Source organism: Lyngbya sp. CCY1209 (assembly GCF_035615495.1).
In the GTDB taxonomy this organism is placed as follows: domain Bacteria; phylum Cyanobacteriota; class Cyanobacteriia; order Cyanobacteriales; family Microcoleaceae; genus Limnospira.
The window spans coordinates 17,288-34,608 of the sequence record NZ_JAJENU010000525.1; the positions used below are offsets into that span (position 1 = coordinate 17,288).

Annotated in this window: 11 protein-coding genes; 3 read left to right on the plus strand and 8 right to left on the minus strand. The window is 51.6% G+C overall.

The window, feature by feature from the left end:
- Positions 1-177: 177 nt before the first annotated feature.
- From LKE08_RS17370 to apcB, 8 genes are all read right to left on the minus strand, one after another.
- A complete protein-coding gene (locus tag LKE08_RS17370; protein WP_324705511.1) occupies positions 178-5,922 on the minus strand; it encodes an alpha-2-macroglobulin family protein in 5,745 nt (1,914 codons plus the stop codon).
- Between the two features lie 114 nt (positions 5,923-6,036).
- Positions 6,037-6,813 carry a hypothetical protein gene (locus tag LKE08_RS17375; protein WP_324705512.1) on the minus strand — a complete coding sequence of 259 codons (777 nt, stop codon included), beginning with the start codon at positions 6,811-6,813 and terminating at the stop codon, positions 6,037-6,039.
- Positions 6,806-7,939 carry an AAA family ATPase gene (locus LKE08_RS17380; protein ID WP_324705513.1) on the minus strand — a complete coding sequence of 378 codons (1,134 nt, stop codon included), beginning with the start codon at positions 7,937-7,939 and terminating at the stop codon, positions 6,806-6,808. The genes LKE08_RS17375 and LKE08_RS17380 overlap by 8 nt, the downstream gene beginning before the upstream one ends.
- A gap of 220 nt (positions 7,940-8,159) precedes the next feature.
- Entirely contained in the window at positions 8,160-8,960 is an 801-nt protein-coding gene (locus tag LKE08_RS17385; RefSeq protein WP_324705514.1) for a hypothetical protein, read from the minus strand.
- Positions 8,961-8,978: 18 nt separating this feature from the next.
- Positions 8,979-10,397 (minus strand): hypothetical protein, encoded by a 1,419-nt coding sequence (locus LKE08_RS17390; protein ID WP_324705515.1) that lies wholly within the window; start codon positions 10,395-10,397, stop codon positions 8,979-8,981.
- 221 nt (positions 10,398-10,618) lie between these two features.
- On the minus strand, positions 10,619-11,344 hold the full coding sequence (locus tag LKE08_RS17395) for a hypothetical protein (protein WP_324705516.1): 726 nt from the start codon (positions 11,342-11,344) through the stop codon (positions 10,619-10,621).
- Positions 11,325-12,155 (minus strand): TlyA family RNA methyltransferase, encoded by an 831-nt coding sequence (locus LKE08_RS17400; protein ID WP_324705517.1) that lies wholly within the window; start codon positions 12,153-12,155, stop codon positions 11,325-11,327. Before LKE08_RS17400 ends, LKE08_RS17395 begins: the two co-directional genes overlap by 20 nt.
- A 160-nt stretch (positions 12,156-12,315) precedes the next feature.
- Positions 12,316-12,825, minus strand: a complete 510-nt coding sequence (gene apcB, locus LKE08_RS17405) for an allophycocyanin subunit beta (RefSeq protein ID WP_324705518.1) — start codon at positions 12,823-12,825, stop codon at positions 12,316-12,318.
- A 165-nt stretch (positions 12,826-12,990) separates the two neighbouring features.
- On the opposite strand from apcB, the gene glnA reads away from it, so the two are divergent.
- The 3 genes from glnA to hypD all read left to right on the plus strand — a co-directional run bounded on the left by glnA (position 12,991) and on the right by hypD (position 17,206).
- The gene (gene glnA, locus LKE08_RS17410) at positions 12,991-14,412 is read left to right on the plus strand and encodes a type I glutamate--ammonia ligase (protein WP_324705519.1); all 1,422 of its coding nucleotides are present in this window, start codon (positions 12,991-12,993) and stop codon (positions 14,410-14,412) included.
- Between the two features lie 343 nt (positions 14,413-14,755).
- A complete protein-coding gene (locus LKE08_RS17415) occupies positions 14,756-15,826 on the plus strand; it encodes a methyltransferase domain-containing protein (RefSeq protein WP_324705520.1) in 1,071 nt (356 codons plus the stop codon).
- A gap of 258 nt (positions 15,827-16,084) precedes the next feature.
- A complete protein-coding gene (gene hypD / locus LKE08_RS17420) occupies positions 16,085-17,206 on the plus strand; it encodes a hydrogenase formation protein HypD (protein ID WP_324705521.1) in 1,122 nt (373 codons plus the stop codon).
- The last annotated feature ends 115 nt before the right edge of the window (positions 17,207-17,321 follow it).

Consider the following 17,321-nt stretch of genomic DNA (forward strand, 5'->3'; position numbering starts at 1 on the left):
TTCTGAAATTTTTTTGATCTTTTTTTCGGCGGGGGCTGAATCTCCCTTCAGACAGAGGTTTCAGGGGTTTTTGGTGGGGTGGGGTGAATGGTCTATGTTCTCGCCCTCACCCCCAACCCCTCTCCCAACTTTGGGAGAGGGGAGCCCCATCTGAATGGAGGGGTGGGGGGCCAAAGTTTAGCGATCGGACACCACCAGCAGTCCGGAGGCGGTGCGTCCGAACTCTTCGGGGGCATATTGCAATTCGGCTTTCGCCCCGGGCCAGATGAATTCGCCGGGGGTGACGGAACGGACGAGGTAGTGCAGTTGGTAGGCGCCGGGTTCGAGGCGATCGCCGTAGGCAAAAATGCGATCGCGGTAGATGGTTTGGTAGCCGATTTCCCAGCTATCCGACTGGGCGGTTTGGGCTCGATTGCTGGTTTGGAAACTGGCATCGACGGCTTCAAATCCGGCGGGGAGGGGGTCGGTAATTATAACGCGATCGACGGGGCGATCGGCGATAATTTCCAATCCGATATCGAATACCTGTCCGGGTTTCACTTCCAAGGGTTTGGATTCCGCCGACAGTCCGGAGGTGTACAGAATTTCGCTGTCATTGGCGGGGCGGACGGTTCGGATCACCCGCAGTCCGTTCAGTCTTCCGGGCTGGTTTCCTTCCAGGCGATAGCCGTATTCTACCCAATAATTTAACTGTCCGGAACCGGAGGGTTGAATCACCAGTTGATTGTCTCCTTTGGGCAATTCTTCCATCGGGATATCGAGGTTGAAACTGGTATTGCGATCGCTTTCAAATTGCGTCGAACCCAAGTTTAGATCTCCCAACGTGATGGCGACTCGCAGGTTTTCCGGCGTGGGTTCGGTTTCCGCGTAAGCCACCAAAGCGGTTAACGCCTCGGCGGTATCGTAGCGGTTTCGCCAGGTGCCCTCCCGCCGCAGATTCAGCAGACTTTGGACTAATTTACCGACGGTTTCCGGCTGTTGCTTTTGGGCGATAAATAACCGCAACGCCTGGGATTGGACGGTGGCGGGGGAGTCCAACCACTGATATCCATTGGGTAAATTAACGGTTGCCGTCCGCCCGGTTTGGTAGATAATTTCTTGGATTTCATCAAATAGGGTATTGAACTCCTGTTGCCATTCCGGGAAATTGGCGAGATAGCGGGCGAGTTCGATTTGGGTGACGGGATCGAATTGTTCCCGAATTCCGTAAATTTCCGCCATGAAATCGCCGCGAGTTTCCCCCAAGGCGGACAACGCCATCAACGCATTCAGACGCAGGCGGTTTTTACAGATATTATCGCCACAGAAGTCATTTTGACTCGGATCTGCGATCACTTGATTCAGGTAGGTTTTGAGGCGTTCGATGCGATTATTATCAACCTCAAATCCGGCTATTTTCGCCGTTGCCAATGCTTCCGCCGCATAGCTGGACAGGACGGGATCGGATGTTTTCGCATCGGGGAAATAGCGGAAGCCACCGTCTTCTCCCTGGAGGGTTTTTAAGGTTGCGATCGCATCATTCCCCCGACTTTCCAAATTCAGATCCTCCAAGTTATTATATTTCTCGCCGAGAATCCGCAGATTGGAGGCGATTAATAGTTGACTTGCCGCCGGTTCGAGGAAGGGGTAGTATTCCCGTTCAAAAATCTGTTTGGCGGGTTCCGTCAATTGGGGAATCAAGGTGCTCGCCAGGGAAATGTTCAATCCCCCCGCATTGGGAATTACCTCTTTATCGACATTGACGGGAATTGTAATCGCTTCGGTGGCGGTTCCGGATGCGATCGCAGTTTCGGAGACTTCCAAGGGTTTAATTTCTAACGGAACTTGGAAGCTGTCGCCCAGATTTTGCAATTGGGTGGTAAATTGAATCTCGGCGGTTTCGGTATCTTCAACGACGACGGGAAAGCGATAGGCTTGGGTGTCGGGTTCGGCTTTGGTTTTCAGGTTGTGGCTGGTATTATTTCCGGCGGTAAATCGGATACCGCCGTCCACATTTCCGGTGATGTTCAACCGTCCTTCGGCGTTTTCCCGGTTGGTGACGGAAACCCCCGCCAAAAAGCGATCGCCCACCCGCGCAAATTGCGGTAATATCGGATTGGATAATAGGGGTTTGGTGGTGATAAATGTGGCTTCCCCGGAACCGAAGTTGAGGTTGCCATCGCTGGCGACTGCCATCACCCGCCAGGTGGTTAAATTGTCGGGGAGGGTGAGGGTAACTTCGGCTTTTCCATCATTATCCGTCACAATCGAACCGTCATAATAGGCGAGGGGTTTGAAATCCTGGCGTACAGAAGTCGCCGCAGTCCCGGCAGAGAGTCCGCCGCCGTATCCCCAACCTTTTTCCAAGGCGGATGTCCGCTGTTCCAATTGGACGTCGGGGCGATTATCGCTGAAATTGGTCGAAATCGACTGTTCGGCGTAAACCGTATCCACCAAATTGGGGGGGCGATAGCCGTTTAATTGCAGTATCGCATCGTTGACGACCATCAATGTGATTTGTCCGCGAATCGGTTTATTTTGGAAATCGAATAATGTCAATTTCAGGGTTTCTTCGGAACCGGGTTGAATGTCCGGTTGGGTGGGGTTGACGTTGACTTGCAGGTATTTTTTCGCCTTGTCAACTTGTAGGGGTGTCATCCCGATTGATACCAAGTTATCCAAGCTTCCCGGTTCAATTTCGGAGAGAGATTTTCCTTGTCTCACCAATACCGCTTCTACTGCCACATTGGGCAACATTTCCGGCGTGACTTGAAACCGAATTTCCGGGGCGCCGCCCTTGACGGGAATCAGGGTTTCGTAGAACGTGCGATCGCGGATGACGGCGAAAAAGAGTTCGCCTTCTTCGTAGGGAGATTGAATCAACGCCGTTGCCGTATCTCCGGGTTGGTAAGTGTCGCGATCGAGTTTAATTTCCAGGCGGTTATCGTAACGATTTCCCCAGCGAACCGCCTCGTCTCCCGTCACCCAAATTTGGATGTCCGTGGCGTTGGGACTGTCGTTTTTTTCGTCGGCAAATGTCGCCTGGATGCGGTAAGAACCGGACTCGGGGGCGGTCAGTTCGACGGTTTTGGCGGTATTTTCGCTGCGGACATCCAGCGTCGCCACGGTTTCGTATTCGATCTGATTGCGATCGCTTTGCCCCCCTTCCACCACGCGGGTGATGCTGCTGTAATTCATTTTTTGCAGTTGCAATTTTAGGGGAATATTATCGAGGGATTTACCGTTGATATCGGTGACGATAACATCCACCGGAAAGGCTTGGTTGGCTTCGGCGACGAACTTGGTTTTCAGTCCGATCAGGCGATCGCCGGGGAGGGCAACCACGCTTTTTGAATTCGCCACCGACAGGTTTGAGACATCTTTAACATCCACGTCCACCCGATACCGCATCGGATAGGGTAAGTCATCGGAAATCATCACGGTTTCCGTGCCCGTTCCGCTGTCGTCGAGTTGCCGCGATCGCTGCAAAACGTCGCTGGGCACGGCGGGTTTTTCTTCCGGCCAAAACCACTGTCGCCCGAAACTATATTTATCCCAACCTTGGGGGGTGAAATCCGTCGCCGTCCGGGTGACGTAATATTCCGCCTCGCCGCCGACGACGGGGGCACCGAAGAGATAATCGCTTTTGGCGGTGGCGGTCAGGGTATCGCCGGGAACGGCAAATTCGCGATCGAGATTCAGGTCAACTTTGAAGTTGGGGGGGTTGAATTCCGCGACTCGGAAATTACCGGCAATTTCCACCCCGCCGTTACTTTTTGCCGCGATCGCATAGTTGCCCAAGGGATCGTCCGGCCGCAAATCTAATTCGACGGAAAATGTGCCGAATTCGTTGGTTTGATACTCTCCGAGTTGCCGTTTTTCTCCGCTTGGCGTTTCCAGGGTGAGGGCATAGGGGATATTTTTATCGAGTTTCAATTCACCATTTTGCAAATAGGACGCGACTCCGGTTAAGGCGACGGGTTCGCCCGGTTGGTAGAGTTGGCGATCGGAAAAAATCGTCCCGCGAGAAATGGGTTGATTGTTTTCCCAATTGGCGTAAATTCCGTAGCCGTAACTGCCGCTATAAGAAAATGTCCGGGTAAACGCCCAGTCGTTTCCTTCTTTTGCGATCGCCAATAATTGCGGCCCTTTCTCGAAGCGGTTTCCGTCCATACATCCCCGCAATTGTTCCCCATTCAACCGCAACAATCCGTTCTCATCCGTCGTCCCGGACGCACAGGGTTCGGGGTCCGGAAATGTCGTCGCTTCCAACTGGGATTTGTAAATCTCGACGGACGCCGATTCCGCCGCCGAACCGTCATCCAAATGGTTGACTCTCACCAACCCGGACTCGGGAAACCACTGGGCAAATACGCCCAAATTTGTCAATTCAACTAAACCATAATATTCCGGTTCGTTCCATTGGGTGGTTCCGTTTTTCTGATAGGACGTGGTTCGGGCTGTTATTCCGTAAGCTAATAACCCCGTTTCGCCCCCCAATTTTTCCCGCAAATTGATGGGGGTTTCCTGGGTTTCGTTTTTGGGGTTGGCGACGGAGAAGGAAGTCCAGCGTTGTTTCGGTGGCAGTAAGTTTTTGCCTTGATTTCTGAGGTTCGCGTTATTGCTATAAACCAAATCTTCCGGCTGTACGATCTGGTAAGCCGCCCGATATTTTGCATCAGGAAGGTTGACGGTGGAAATATTCAGTTGTAAATTTTCACTGGATGGAAAAATATTGAGTCCGGAGGGAGTCCAAAGGTTGGCGGCGAGATCTCCGGTTTTGTAATTGAGGGTGACGGGTTTTTCTAAAGTTTGGTCGAATTTATCTTTCAGGTTGCCGCCGATCGCGATCGTGTAATTGGTGTTCGGTTCCAACGCCCAGGCGTTCAAACTGACGGTATCACTTCCGTCGTAGGCTTGAACAAACGGCGGGGAATCCTCCTGCGGGACGGGAGTTATACCGATATTTTCGACTGCTGATTCCGCAATAATTCCGTTATTAAACTTTAGCTGTGGACTGCCGTTGGTAAACCGTCCGTAGCTGACACCTTCCCCCGGTTTCCCGTAAAATTGCAGGGCTTGAAATTGCAGGGGTTCGTAGGTGTAAATCGGGTTGGAAATGATAAACTGACTCTGCAAATTTCCTCGCCGCGATCGCAGTCCCGGCGTAATTTCCAGGTTGTATCTCGCCCCTTTTTCTAGCTTTTTGTCCGGTTTTATGCTATAATCCCACATATGGGATGATGGCTCTACCTCTGTCCGCCCCGAAACCTCCTCCCCATCGGCTTCATCCTCAACCAACGCCACCGTCAGGGGTACAGTCTGTTTTGTCTTGTCGGAAATGAGTTGAACGTGCTCGTCGAGGGAGGCGGGATCGAGTTCCACGTTGGACGTAAATTTCAGCGTCGGTTCCAACCCCACGGGATCTTCTTTCGTACCGGGGTTTTCCTCCGTCCCGGGAAGGTTGGAGAGGGCGATCGCGGGCGTTTGGAACGTCCAGGGCAAATCCGCCTCCAATTTGTGATTATTTAAGTCGCCGAGTCCCTTTTTCAGCGTCACCCGAAACCGAGTCGCCCGGGGAATCGTTTCTTCCGCCTGAAAACCGACCATGCGGGGGGTGAGAAAGCGAAATTCCCCCGGAATATCCGGCGTGATATCGAAATATTTGAGTTGCTGCCGCTGGTTAGGAGAGTCGAGGCGTTCGACGGGAATTAACGGATCTTTGAAAATAACGCGAACCGGGCTGAGGGAGGCGGCTTCTTCCGTGGGGTTGATGTCCTCAATCCACTCGGGAAGTTGGGGGGTGGGGAGGGCGGAAATCGTCGGGAGGGATTCGCCGCCGGGTTGTCCGCTGAAAATCCGACACCCGGCGATCGTGAAGATGAATAAAAAGAGTAGGAAATACCGCCGCCAGGTTTTGCGGGAGAAGCCTCGGGTTCGCATATTCAGATCCGATCGCAATTCGTACCCCCGTGATAACAGATCGATGTCCCGCCATTCCGGAAACTTCCAAAATTCTTAACAGTTGGGGGAGGAGGGTTGGAAGCGATCGCTATTTTAGTCGATAATAATGGGAACCAACCGTTGCTCAATTTCGTCCATATACGCTGTCAAACCCGTATAAACACCTCTTTCTCGTAAAATATGGAGGGGCGTTGTTTCCCAACATTGCCGTTCGCGATCGCGATCGCCTCTCGTCAATTGTTCGACGACAACTTTGGGATTTCTGATGCGATCGGGTTCTTGAAAAGAACGTTCACGCAGTCTGTGAGCTTCTTCACAAGGATCGAAATTTAATTGAGTTTTGATGTCTGTCAAAATGTTATCTTCATCCGGATTGGATGCAATAAACCCATTTAAAACCCAGGCTTCCCGCATCCGATTTGCTACACCAATAATAATTTCTAGTTTCGGCTGTTGCTCAATGTATTCTAAACGGGCGTGTTCCATCCCTTCCTTTCGCTCAGGTTGATGATCCAAATCGCGAATAAAAAGAACTGCCTTAATTTGTCGATTGCTTTGATGTTGAAGAGCTTGGATTAAATTTAAGATCTTCATCGTCCTCGCTTCGTCAGATTTCAAGGGTGATTCAATTTTCTTGCGACGTAAAAATCGTGGCATATGAAGACCCGATCTCTTGTAATTATTGATAATCTTGATAGCATCCCTCCAGTAAGAGCGATCGCTATTTTCTTCCAAACCGCTCCAGCGAAACAAGTTGGGCAACAGGCTGGTTTCTAGCCAATCGATTTTTTCCAGCAAAACCCGTTCAGCCAAATGAGTGGCAATTCGTGCATCGGCATCACTTTCGACGATGACAATCAACTCAATCATGTGTTTCCCCAGCAATCACCCAATCTTCGCCTTCTGCATCCCAAAACTCTCCGGTGGTTAACGCTTGTGTTGCCCATTCAACATCGGGATGCTCGTCCAATCGTTTGCAACAGGTGAATCCCGAGTTTGTATTACTCAAAACGTGAACTTGAGAAGGGGACAGTTCGTCCACAATATAAGGAGAATGAGTCGAAAAGATAATTTGCAAATTACTGTTAGCTTGAATAATTTCCTTGAAAACCGAAACTAATTCTCGTTGTGCTTCTGGATGCAGCCCCTGTTCGACATCATCTAACAATATCAGGTTGGGTTGATTGGGATTCACTAAAAATGTCAATAATCCCAAAGTTAGCATGGTTCCTTCGCTGATGGAATGGGCCGGAATGCGATCGCCCGTATTCATATCGACAACAACTTCTTGACCGGCTATTTCTTGATTTTCATCGTAGGATATAGATTTACCATCAATTTCTATTAACCGTTGACGAGTAACCTTAACTTTAGCTCGTCTGATTCCAACTTCCCGAACACCCGGAACAATACGCTTCAACATTTCCTGTAAACGTCGAAATTGATCGGGAGTTTCACTCCGAAGGTAATCTAGAGTTGGTGCCAACATTGAACCATCATATTCAACTCTCGGGGTGACGGATTCACTGTATGCTGCCTCAGCAAGTTTAGCCGCCACTAGCTTCAAATAAACGGCATATTTCAAAGCTGCTGGAATTGGATATGGAGCTTCGCTTAATGATTGATACCATCCCTTTGTACTTCCCTTTTCTTGGTCTAATTTCCAGGATGCCTCTGGTTCCCACTTATGATTGTCTCTCCGAAAATTATAAGAAGCTGTCCAACCTTTTCGGTTATTTCCGTATCCCCAAAATCCTTTCACAATAGCAGATACATTATCTTGTCCGACAGTTGCCAGAAAATCCGGCGATCTTTCATATCCAAAAACATTTTTGAATTCTGAACTCGAAAGCCGACTCAGACAATGTAATGCTTGCAAAATAGATGTTTTTCCAGAGCTGTTTTTTCCGACCAGCGCATGCAAGCGTGAACTATCTAGATAAAGTTCTGTAGATCGGTGACTCTTAAAGTTAGTTAATGTTACTTCTTCTAGCATTTATTTACAGTATATTAATGTTAGTTTGAAAAAGACTCAGTTTTCGACGAACTGATAAAAGAATAAGGATTCAGTCCACAAATATCTATGCTGTAATTTCGGGCTAACTCACGCTTTGTGAATTGATCCGTCCATTTTAATCCAAAGTTGGGGAAAAGTCAACCCTCAGATCCGCAAAAAATTGCCATCGAGTAAAATTTCAACCTCTGCGGTCAATTTCCTACCGTTCCACCGCCTTCGGAGTGAACCGAATTTCGATCCGGCGCCGACTCGGGTCGGAACTGCGATTGGATGCGGCATAATCCCCCGAAGCGTCGTATAATTGGGCGGCGGAATAGGCTTTAAACGTCAAGTTCAAGGGCTGCAATTCCTCATTTTCTTGTAACTTTTCAACCACAGCTAACGCTCGCATCAAACCCAGGTCGGCATTGGAACCGGGCACTAAACTGCTGACGGGGGCATTGTCGCGGGTGACTTGTTCCAAACTTTGGTCTAAATTGCTGTAACCGCCGCCCGTAATTTGCCCGTCCGTGTGGCCGATGACTTCCACCACATAGCCCTCATAATCCTCGGCGAAACTTTTAATTTGTTTGACCAATTCTTCCTCGATAAATTCATTCAGTCCCGCCGAAATTTCCGCACTGCCGGACTCGAACCGCCGCGCGGCAGAATCCCGCAACACGATAACCGGAGGTGATTTTAACCGTTCCACTTCTCCTTTTAATTGAATGACTTCATCGCCTTTCTGCCGCAATTCGGTTTGCAGTCGGGCAACTTGCCCCTGTAGTCCGGTGACTTCGGTGGTTCGCTGCTGCAATTGGCTTTGCAATTCGGAGAGTTGGATTTGCAATTGTTGCGATCGCGATTTATTCGCATCCGAAATGGTCTGGATAAACACGGACTTGATAATTGCCAAAAATAGAAATAGGCTCAAAATCATGAAGGCGTTCGCCATCAAATCCGTAAACGCCGGCCAGACGTTCAATTCTTCCTCGGCGTGTCGATAACGGGGAGGACGCATTATTTTAACCTCTCAATTTTACTGTTTTTCCAGGGTGTACCGCAGTCGATACAGTTCGTTCTTGGTGTCTTGCAGGTGGGTGACGCATTCTTGTAACCCCGCAATAATCGGTTGCAATTCCACGGGGGGGACGGGAGAATTGGAACTGGTGGTTTGATTGATTCCCGCCGTGTAGCTTTGCAGGGTTGTCACCAATTTCGATAACTCTTCCTGCACCCCCTCAAAACCGTCCGTTCTCGCCACGATGCGACGCTGGAGGGCATCGAGGGTATTCGTCGCCGATTGGAAGCCTTGGGAGGCCGTCTGGGTCTGTTCGATCGCGCGATCGAAGGCCTGTTGATTGTGCGTTTGGGTGTCCAATAAATTCAAAGCGGTCTGGTTGGTTTGGTGAATTTGTTCGCCGAATTTGACCAAACGTTTGCTATAATTTTGTAATTCGATAACGGCGAGATCCACCGATTGAACGGAGGTCGCCAAACCGGCGGCGGACTGGGAGAAACTGCGTTGGATGTTCGCCAAATTGGCGGTCGCCCCCGATAGCTGCTGTGGGAATTCGTTCTGTTCAAAGGCCCGGGCAACTTCCAAAAAGCGATCGCCCGCAATTTGAAAGTCCTTGGCACTTTGAGTCACGGTGGCGGATGCGTCCAACAGGCGGGAGTAAACCTGTTCGGCGAGTTGGTTGGCTTTCAGGTTGGCGGCGGAAATCTCGTCGATTTTGTCTCGAAATGCCGATTCGATGGAAGTCTGAATCCCCTGGCCGAAGCGAATCAAAAACTGGTCGAAAACCTGCACCATTTCTTGGACAATTTTATCGGTTTTCGTCTTTCCCTTCAACGAGGGCTGATAGATGTTGTCGAGATAGTCTTCCAAGGCACTCATCCAGCGATATTTCGCCAGATTGGTATTAAACATAAAGTTGACAATTACGATCAATGCACTAAAAAAGATCGCGGTCAAACTGGACGTAAAGGCAATCCCCATCCCCCGCAGGGGTTCTTGAATATCTTGGAGCAAACTGGCGATGTCGGTGACGTTGCTTTCGCTGACACTCTGACTCAGAGATGCCAAATTGATCGTAATGCCGACGAAGGTTCCCAGCAAACCGAAAGATAGCAACAAATTGGGGAGAATGCGACAGAATTGGTCGATTTGTTCACAGGAGATGAATAAAACCCGCTGCTGGCTGTAAACGTGGTCGATGAGGGCAGCGGTGTTGACCTGTTCGAGTTCTTGGCGGGCCGCCGCCAGTCGGGTTTCTAAATAGTCGATAATTTTGGGAGTATTGCCGACGGACTGGCCGTAAATCAGTCGCCGGACTTTGCTGCCCTGATTGACCAAATAATAGTGAAGTGCCATCCGCAGGAAAACGGCGATGATGGATGGCGCGACCACGAAAATCGCGATCAGAATTACCAGATATTCCGGAATAATGGACATAAAAATACCCTTGAAATCGTGGGGGGTCAATTTTGCTACAGTTTGGGTATCCCGAATTCCGCCAGAATTCAATATAGCGACGTGAAATGATGATTGAAAACTCGATCAATCAAGGCCCCCAGAATTGGGGATTTGGGGGCGATGTGCCATATCGTCGCGGCGGGCAAAATTGACGCCAACTTCCATGATATCGAATTTGAATCGAAATCCGAGGGAGCGGACTACCGCCCCACGAGCTTCACGCCATCCTTGAAGTGGGCGGCGGTGGTGATGGCGGCGACGCAGAAATAAAATAACCGAATTCCCCAGAAGCAAATTCCCATCAGCCAATTGACGATGGTGGGGGGGATGCCGCTGACTTTTACAAATTTGGAGTTGACCTGTTTTTCGAGTTTTTCCAGATCCTCCATCTGGGATTGTTTGGTGGGAATCATCGGAAATTGTCCGGTGTAGAGGTAAAATCCGAATACGCCGTCGTGGCCGATGCGGCGTTCCAAAAACGAGTCGGCGATCGCGGTGGCTTGGTCCGGTACGATCTGATCTTCCCGGGCGATATCTTGTACCCAAAGATTGTATTTAAAAATTTGTGGGATCGCCAAAATAACCGGGACTAAAATCACCAAAAATGCCGCGCTAATTTTGCGGCTATCGACCGTGGGTAACAGGGCAGTCGCCAGCCCGAATCCCATGCCCAGGATGGCGAAAACCAGCAAATTTAATAACTCGATAATTTCCAATCCCCGCAGCAGGTCGCCGAACACGAAGATCGGATAAACGAAGTGGTGCGCCAACTGCAGTGCCAGGACTTTGGCGACGATCGCGATCGCCACCAGAACCATGCCGCAGGCGACGTAGGCGAGGGCGCAAACAATGTATTGACCGAATTTACCCAACCGTTGGAAAGGTTGCGCCGAACCGGGCGAAGATTTAGTTTTTTGCCGTACCATTTTTGAATTCGAGTTGAGTGGACTGGGTGATTTTGGCGATCGCATCCAAACTCGGAAGTGACTGGCCGCCATCAGATAACCATAACAAGTATTCGATATTACCGGCAGGGCCTTGAATCGGCGACCCAGTGAGACCCCGGTACTGCCACCCGAGGGTTCGAGCCGCGCCTCCGACCCGAAAAATCGCCTCAGCTTGATCGCCGGGATCTCGGACGACTCCCTTCTTCCCGACGCGACCTTTTCCGACTTCAAATTGAGGTTTGACCAGCAACACGATCTCCCGGGGAGATTGTAGAAGTTCCCACAGTGCGGGCAGAATTTTGGTCAGGGAGATAAACGAGACATCGACGACACCCAAATCGGCAAAATTGTCACCGGCATCGTCGCCGTACAACTGTTCCGGGGTCAGGTGGCGGAGGTTCGTCCGTTCGGACAAAATGACGCGGGGATCGTTTCGCAACCGCCAATCGACCTGTCCGTAACCGACATCAATTCCGTAGACTTGTTTTGCCCCCCGCTGTAGGAGGCAGTCCGTAAACCCCCCCGTGGAAATGCCGCCGTCGATGCAGATTCTCCCGGCCGGGTCGATTGCAAAAATATCGAGGGCCTGGGCGAGTTTTTCGCCCCCCCGGGACACGAAAGGCGATCGCGCTTTGACATCAATCGTGGCTTCCACATCCACTTCCGTACCCGGTTTGTCGATCACCTGGCGGTTGACCATCACCTCCCCGGCCCGGATCAGACGTTGGGCCCGCTGCCGGGAATCCGACAGGCCGCGCGCGACCAGAAGAGTATCGAGACGCTGTTTCATAATAATTTTAGATTTGAGATTTGAGATTGAAGCCCCCCGCCCCAAAAAAGAAGAGGCGATCGCGTGTCGCCCCTTTTCAGCCATTCAATTGATAGAATTGACAGATGCAAATTTCCCCAATCCGAACCGATTTCGGCCCGATTTAGGAAAAAAGATGATATTAAAGGTCAGTTTCACTTAACTCGCGGATCATGTGCTCGAAGGGTTGCTCCAAATAAGCGCCCACTTCGATGCCGGCCGCCTGCACTTTTTCCTTGACCAATTCCTTGAGAATTCCGAGGCCGACCACGGTGGGTCCGATGGGAACTCCGAGGGAATTGTAGGTTTCCCGCAACCCTTGCAGCACGCGCTCGTCAAGAACGTCCGTGTCCCCGGCCACCAGAGCGTAGGTGGCATAGCGCAGGTAGTAGTCCATGTCCCGCAGACAGGCCGCATAGCGGCGGGTCGTGTAGGCATTTCCACCCGGCCGGATCAGTTCGGGCAGCTCGGTGAACAATTGGGAGGCCGCTTGCTTGACCAGTTCGGCCGCGCTGCCACTGATGGTGGTGGCGGCTTGCACCCGCCCCGTTCCGGTGGCAAAGTAGGATTTTAAGGAATCGATCGCATCGCGATCGAGGTACCGTCCGGTGATGTCGTAATTTTTAATCAGGCTCGTGACTGCGTCCCGCATGAAGTTTATCTCCCTATGATATCTTTCAATTATTCTGAGCCACGTCGTGCCATAGTGTAACACTCAATACAAAACTTAATCAATCTGAGTCACTATGATCAGCCAGATGCTTGGTCAGGAAATCTGGTAAGCTCCTCAAATAGTGGAAATAGTAAGGAGAGATATATGCCCGAGACGGCCCAAGAAGTCTTGAGTATGATTCAAGACCAGAATATTGAAGTCATCGACCTGAAATTTATCGATATGCCGGGAACCTGGCAGCACCTGACGGTTCACAGGAGCCAGATCGACGAGACTTCCTTCACCGACGGCGTCGCCTTCGACGGTTCCAGCATCCGGGGCTGGAAGGCCATCAACGAATCCGACATGATGATGGTCCTCGACCCGAAAACGGCTTGGATCGACCCGTTCATGGCTGAACCGACCCTGAGCGTGATCTGTAGCATCAAGGAACCCCGGACGGGGGAATGGTACAGCCGCTGTCCCCGTTCCATCGCCCAGAAGGCGATCGATTACCTGAACGAAACCGGCCTCGGGGACACCGCCTTTTTTGGCCCGGAAGCCGAATTTTTCGTCTTCGACGACGTTCGCTTCGACCAGACCCAAAGCTGCGGTTACTACTACGTCGATTCCATCGAGGGGCGCTGGAACTCGGGTAGGGAAGAACCTGGGGGCAACCTGGGCTACAAACCCCGCTACAAAGAGGGCTACTTCCCCGTCTCCCCCACGGATACCATGCAGGACCTGCGGACGGAAATGCTGCTGACGATGGCCAAGTGCGGCGTCCCCATCGAAAAGCACCACCACGAAGTGGCCACCGGCGGACAAAACGAACTCGGCATCAAATTCGGGACGATGATCGAGGCGGCGGACGACTTGATGATTTACAAGTACGTCGTCAAGAACGTCGGCAAAAAGTACGGCAAAACCGTGACGTTCATGCCCAAACCCGTTTTCAACGACAACGGGTCCGGGATGCACACCCACCAGTCCATCTGGAAGGGCGGCCAACCGATGTTCGCGGGCGATCGCTACGCCGGATTGAGCGAAATGGCCCTGTACTACATCGGCGGCATCCTGCGCCACGCCCCGGCCCTGCTGGCCTTCACCAACCCCACCACCAACTCCTACAAGCGGCTGGTGCCCGGTTTTGAAGCCCCGGTGAACTTGGCCTACTCCCAAGGAAACCGTTCCGCCTCGGTTCGGATTCCCCTGTCCGGCGACAACCCCAAGGCCAAGCGCCTGGAGTTCCGCTGCCCCGACGCCACCGCCAACCCCTACCTCGCCTTCGCGGCGATGCTGTGCGCGGGACTCGACGGCATCAAGAACCAGATCCATCCCGGCGAACCCCTCGACGTGGACATCTACGATCTGAGTCCGGAAGAACTCCGCAAGATCCCCTCGACCCCCGGTTCCCTGGAACTGGCACTGGAGGCCCTGGAAAACGACCACACCTTCCTGACCGAATGCGGCGTGTTCACGGAAGATTTCGTCACCAACTGGATCTCCTACAAGCTCGACAACGAGGTTAACCCGATGCGGTTGCGTCCCCACCCGTTCGAGTTCTCCCTGTACTACGACTGCTAATTCGCCGAACGAATTACCAACTTGAGATTCCCAGAACCATGAGCCATCCTTCGGGGTGGCTTTTTTTAATTAACAATTGATAATTGATAATTGATAATTATAGCGCTGCGCGCGGGTGTAGGGTGTAGGGTGTAGGGTGTAGGGATGGAAAATTCCCTTGTCATCGGGCTTTCGAGGTTTGTCCCCCTTTCCGGAACTGTCAACACACGAGCGCGCACTGCTATATCAATTGCTCTGTGGGGGTGCTTGGGACATCCGAATATTTCTCAACCCTTCGCCCCCGGGGAACGATAAAATTATTTACAATAAATTACAAATCTTTACGTTATTTTCAGTTTCGATCATGTCCGATCCAGTCACCCAATTCACTTATCAGGCATTTCAGCAGGGCAAGAGCATTTTTAGCGTCGCCCACAAAACCCTCAGCAATCGACTGCTACAGGCGATCGCGCCCCCGAGTCCCGAGCGGAAACCGCAACCCCTGAACCCAGAGATCCTGGACAAAATGCGCGTTTCCCTGGAGGAAATCTACGAAACCGACTGGCGGGACGCGGAGGAGGGGGTCTATCCCACATCGACTCTATTCGATACGCCCTGGGCGGATGTATTTCTTTACTATCCCCTAGTTTGCCTCGAACTGCCCCGAATTCAAGACCGGGCCAACAACAAACGCTATCAAGATTTTTCGCCGGACATCGACACCGAGGGCTATCCCAGTTATTATGTCCAGAATTTCCACCACCAGACCGACGGCTATTTTAGCGACTGGTCGGCGAATTTGTACGATTTGCAAGTGGAGATTCTTTTTAACGGCGGCGCCGATGCCATGCGGCGGCGGGTTTTGGCGCCACTGAAAGCCGGCGTCGGGGCGTTTGACTCCCTGTCTCCCAAACAGGTGCGGGTGTTGGATGTCGCCTGCGGGACGGGGCGGACGTTGAAATTCATCCGCGCCGCCCTCCCCAAGGCGTCCCTGTACGGCGTCGATCTGTCCCCCGCCTATTTGCGGAAAGCCAATCAACTACTCTCGGAGATTCCCGGAGAACTGCCGCAGTTGCTCCGAGGGAATGTGGAAGCGTTGCCCTACCAGGACAACTATTTTCACGGGATTACCTCCGTGTTTTTGTTCCACGAACTGCCGCCGCAGGCCCGCCAAAATGCGATCGCGGAATGTTTTCGGGTCTTGCAACCGGGGGGCGTTTTCGTCATTTGCGATTCGATCCAGGCGATCGACTCCCCGGAATTGCGGCCGATGATGGAGAATTTCCCGGTGATGTTCCACGAACCTTACTATCGCCACTACATCACCGACAATTTGAGCGATCGCCTCGAAAGTGAAGGATTTCGGGACATCGAAATTCAACACCACTTCGCCAGCAAATACTGGATCGCCCGCAAACCGGCGGTAGAAGCCTAGGAATTGGGGCGCTAAAGCGCAACAACAAACCCCGTTGTTGGGCTTTAGCCCCTCCGAAGCGCCCAAGCGCAACAACAAATGACTCCAAATTAACAATATTAAAAAAGTCTGATAATTATCCGGAAATCCGGCGGCGTTCACTACAATCAAAAGTGACAATTGCAGTTCGATGCAAATTTCAAAACTGATGTCGTGCAATTTTCGTCATTATCGAAGCACATAAAAAAAACAAAAATGCAGTTTAATTAAATAAAAAATATGAAATTTGTTGACGAATATCGGGATATCGACCTCGCCCAAAAATACGCCCGGGCGATCGCATCCGTCACCACCCAACCCCGGACGATCATGGAGATCTGCGGGGGACAAACCCATTCAATTGTCAAATACGGGATAGACAAACTTTTGCCCGAGGAAATCACCTTAATTCACGGCCCCGGATGTCCCGTCTGCGTCACCCCCATCGAACTGATCGATCGCGCCCTGGAAATCGCCTCCCGCCCCGACACGATCCTCTGTTCCTTCGGGGATATGCTGCGGGTTCCGGGCAGCGAAAAAGATCTGTTATCGGTGAAAGCCACGGGAGGAGATATCCGCATCATTTATTCTCCCCTGGATACCCTCAAAATTGCCCTGCAAAATCCCGAGAAGCAAGTGGTCTTTTTCGGCGTGGGATTTGAAACCACCGCCCCCGCCACGGCGATGGCGATTTACCAGGCAAAACAGCAGAATATTCAAAACTTTTCGATGCTGGTGTCCCACGTCCTCGTTCCGCCCGCGATCGAGGCGATTTTGTCCGCCCCCAACTGTCGGGTGCAGGGATTTTTGGCGGCGGGGCACGTCTGCACGGTGATGGGATATACGGAATACGAACCGATTGTCAAAAAATACAATATTCCGATTGTCGTCACCGGCTTTGAGCCCGTGGATATCCTGCAAGGAATTTATCTCTGTATCCGACAGTTAGAAAACGGGGAAGCCAAACTAGAAAATCAGTACAGCCGTTCGGTGAGTCGGGAAGGAAATAAACCCGCACAACAGATTATTTCAGAAGTGTTTGAAATTGTCGATCGCCGGTGGCGGGGCATCGGAGAAATTTCCCGGAGTGGCTTGGGGTTGCGATCGCCCTACGCGGAATTCGACGCCGAAAAACGCTTTGATTTCGCGCCTTATAGCCCCTGCGATACCGGCGAATGTATCAGCGGGGAAATCATGCAGGGCATCAAGAAACCCCACCAGTGTCCGGCGTTCGGGACTCGCTGCACCCCGGAACATCCCCTGGGGGCGCCGATGGTGTCGTCCGAGGGCGCCTGTGCCGCCTATTATCGCTACCGACAGCGGGACGTTTCGGACCAATTTGAACCCATTTTATCCGAGTAGGTTGGGTTGAGGCACGAAACCCAACATCAGTATATTCGACTTCACCCGCCTTGAAATAAATTTCAGCTATCTAAGTAGGTTGGGTGGAGGCACGAAACCCAACATCAGTGTATTC

Bases quoted from the DNA above. Each gene is read 5' to 3' on its own strand.
- LKE08_RS17370 (WP_324705511.1), bottom strand. From the start codon at position 5,922: ATGCGAACCCGAGGCTTCTCCCGCAAAACCTGGCGGCGGTATTTCCTA.
- LKE08_RS17375 (WP_324705512.1), bottom strand. From the start codon at position 6,813: ATGATTGAGTTGATTGTCATCGTCGAAAGTGATGCCGATGCACGAATT.
- LKE08_RS17380 (WP_324705513.1), bottom strand. From the start codon at position 7,939: ATGCTAGAAGAAGTAACATTAACTAACTTTAAGAGTCACCGATCTACA.
- LKE08_RS17385 (WP_324705514.1), bottom strand. From the start codon at position 8,960: ATGCGTCCTCCCCGTTATCGACACGCCGAGGAAGAATTGAACGTCTGG.
- LKE08_RS17390 (WP_324705515.1), bottom strand. From the start codon at position 10,397: ATGTCCATTATTCCGGAATATCTGGTAATTCTGATCGCGATTTTCGTG.
- LKE08_RS17395 (WP_324705516.1), bottom strand. From the start codon at position 11,344: ATGGTACGGCAAAAAACTAAATCTTCGCCCGGTTCGGCGCAACCTTTC.
- LKE08_RS17400 (WP_324705517.1), bottom strand. From the start codon at position 12,155: ATGAAACAGCGTCTCGATACTCTTCTGGTCGCGCGCGGCCTGTCGGAT.
- apcB (WP_324705518.1), bottom strand. From the start codon at position 12,825: ATGCGGGACGCAGTCACGAGCCTGATTAAAAATTACGACATCACCGGA.
- glnA (WP_324705519.1), top strand. From the start codon at position 12,991: ATGCCCGAGACGGCCCAAGAAGTCTTGAGTATGATTCAAGACCAGAAT.
- LKE08_RS17415 (WP_324705520.1), top strand. From the start codon at position 14,756: ATGTCCGATCCAGTCACCCAATTCACTTATCAGGCATTTCAGCAGGGC.
- hypD (WP_324705521.1), top strand. From the start codon at position 16,085: ATGAAATTTGTTGACGAATATCGGGATATCGACCTCGCCCAAAAATAC.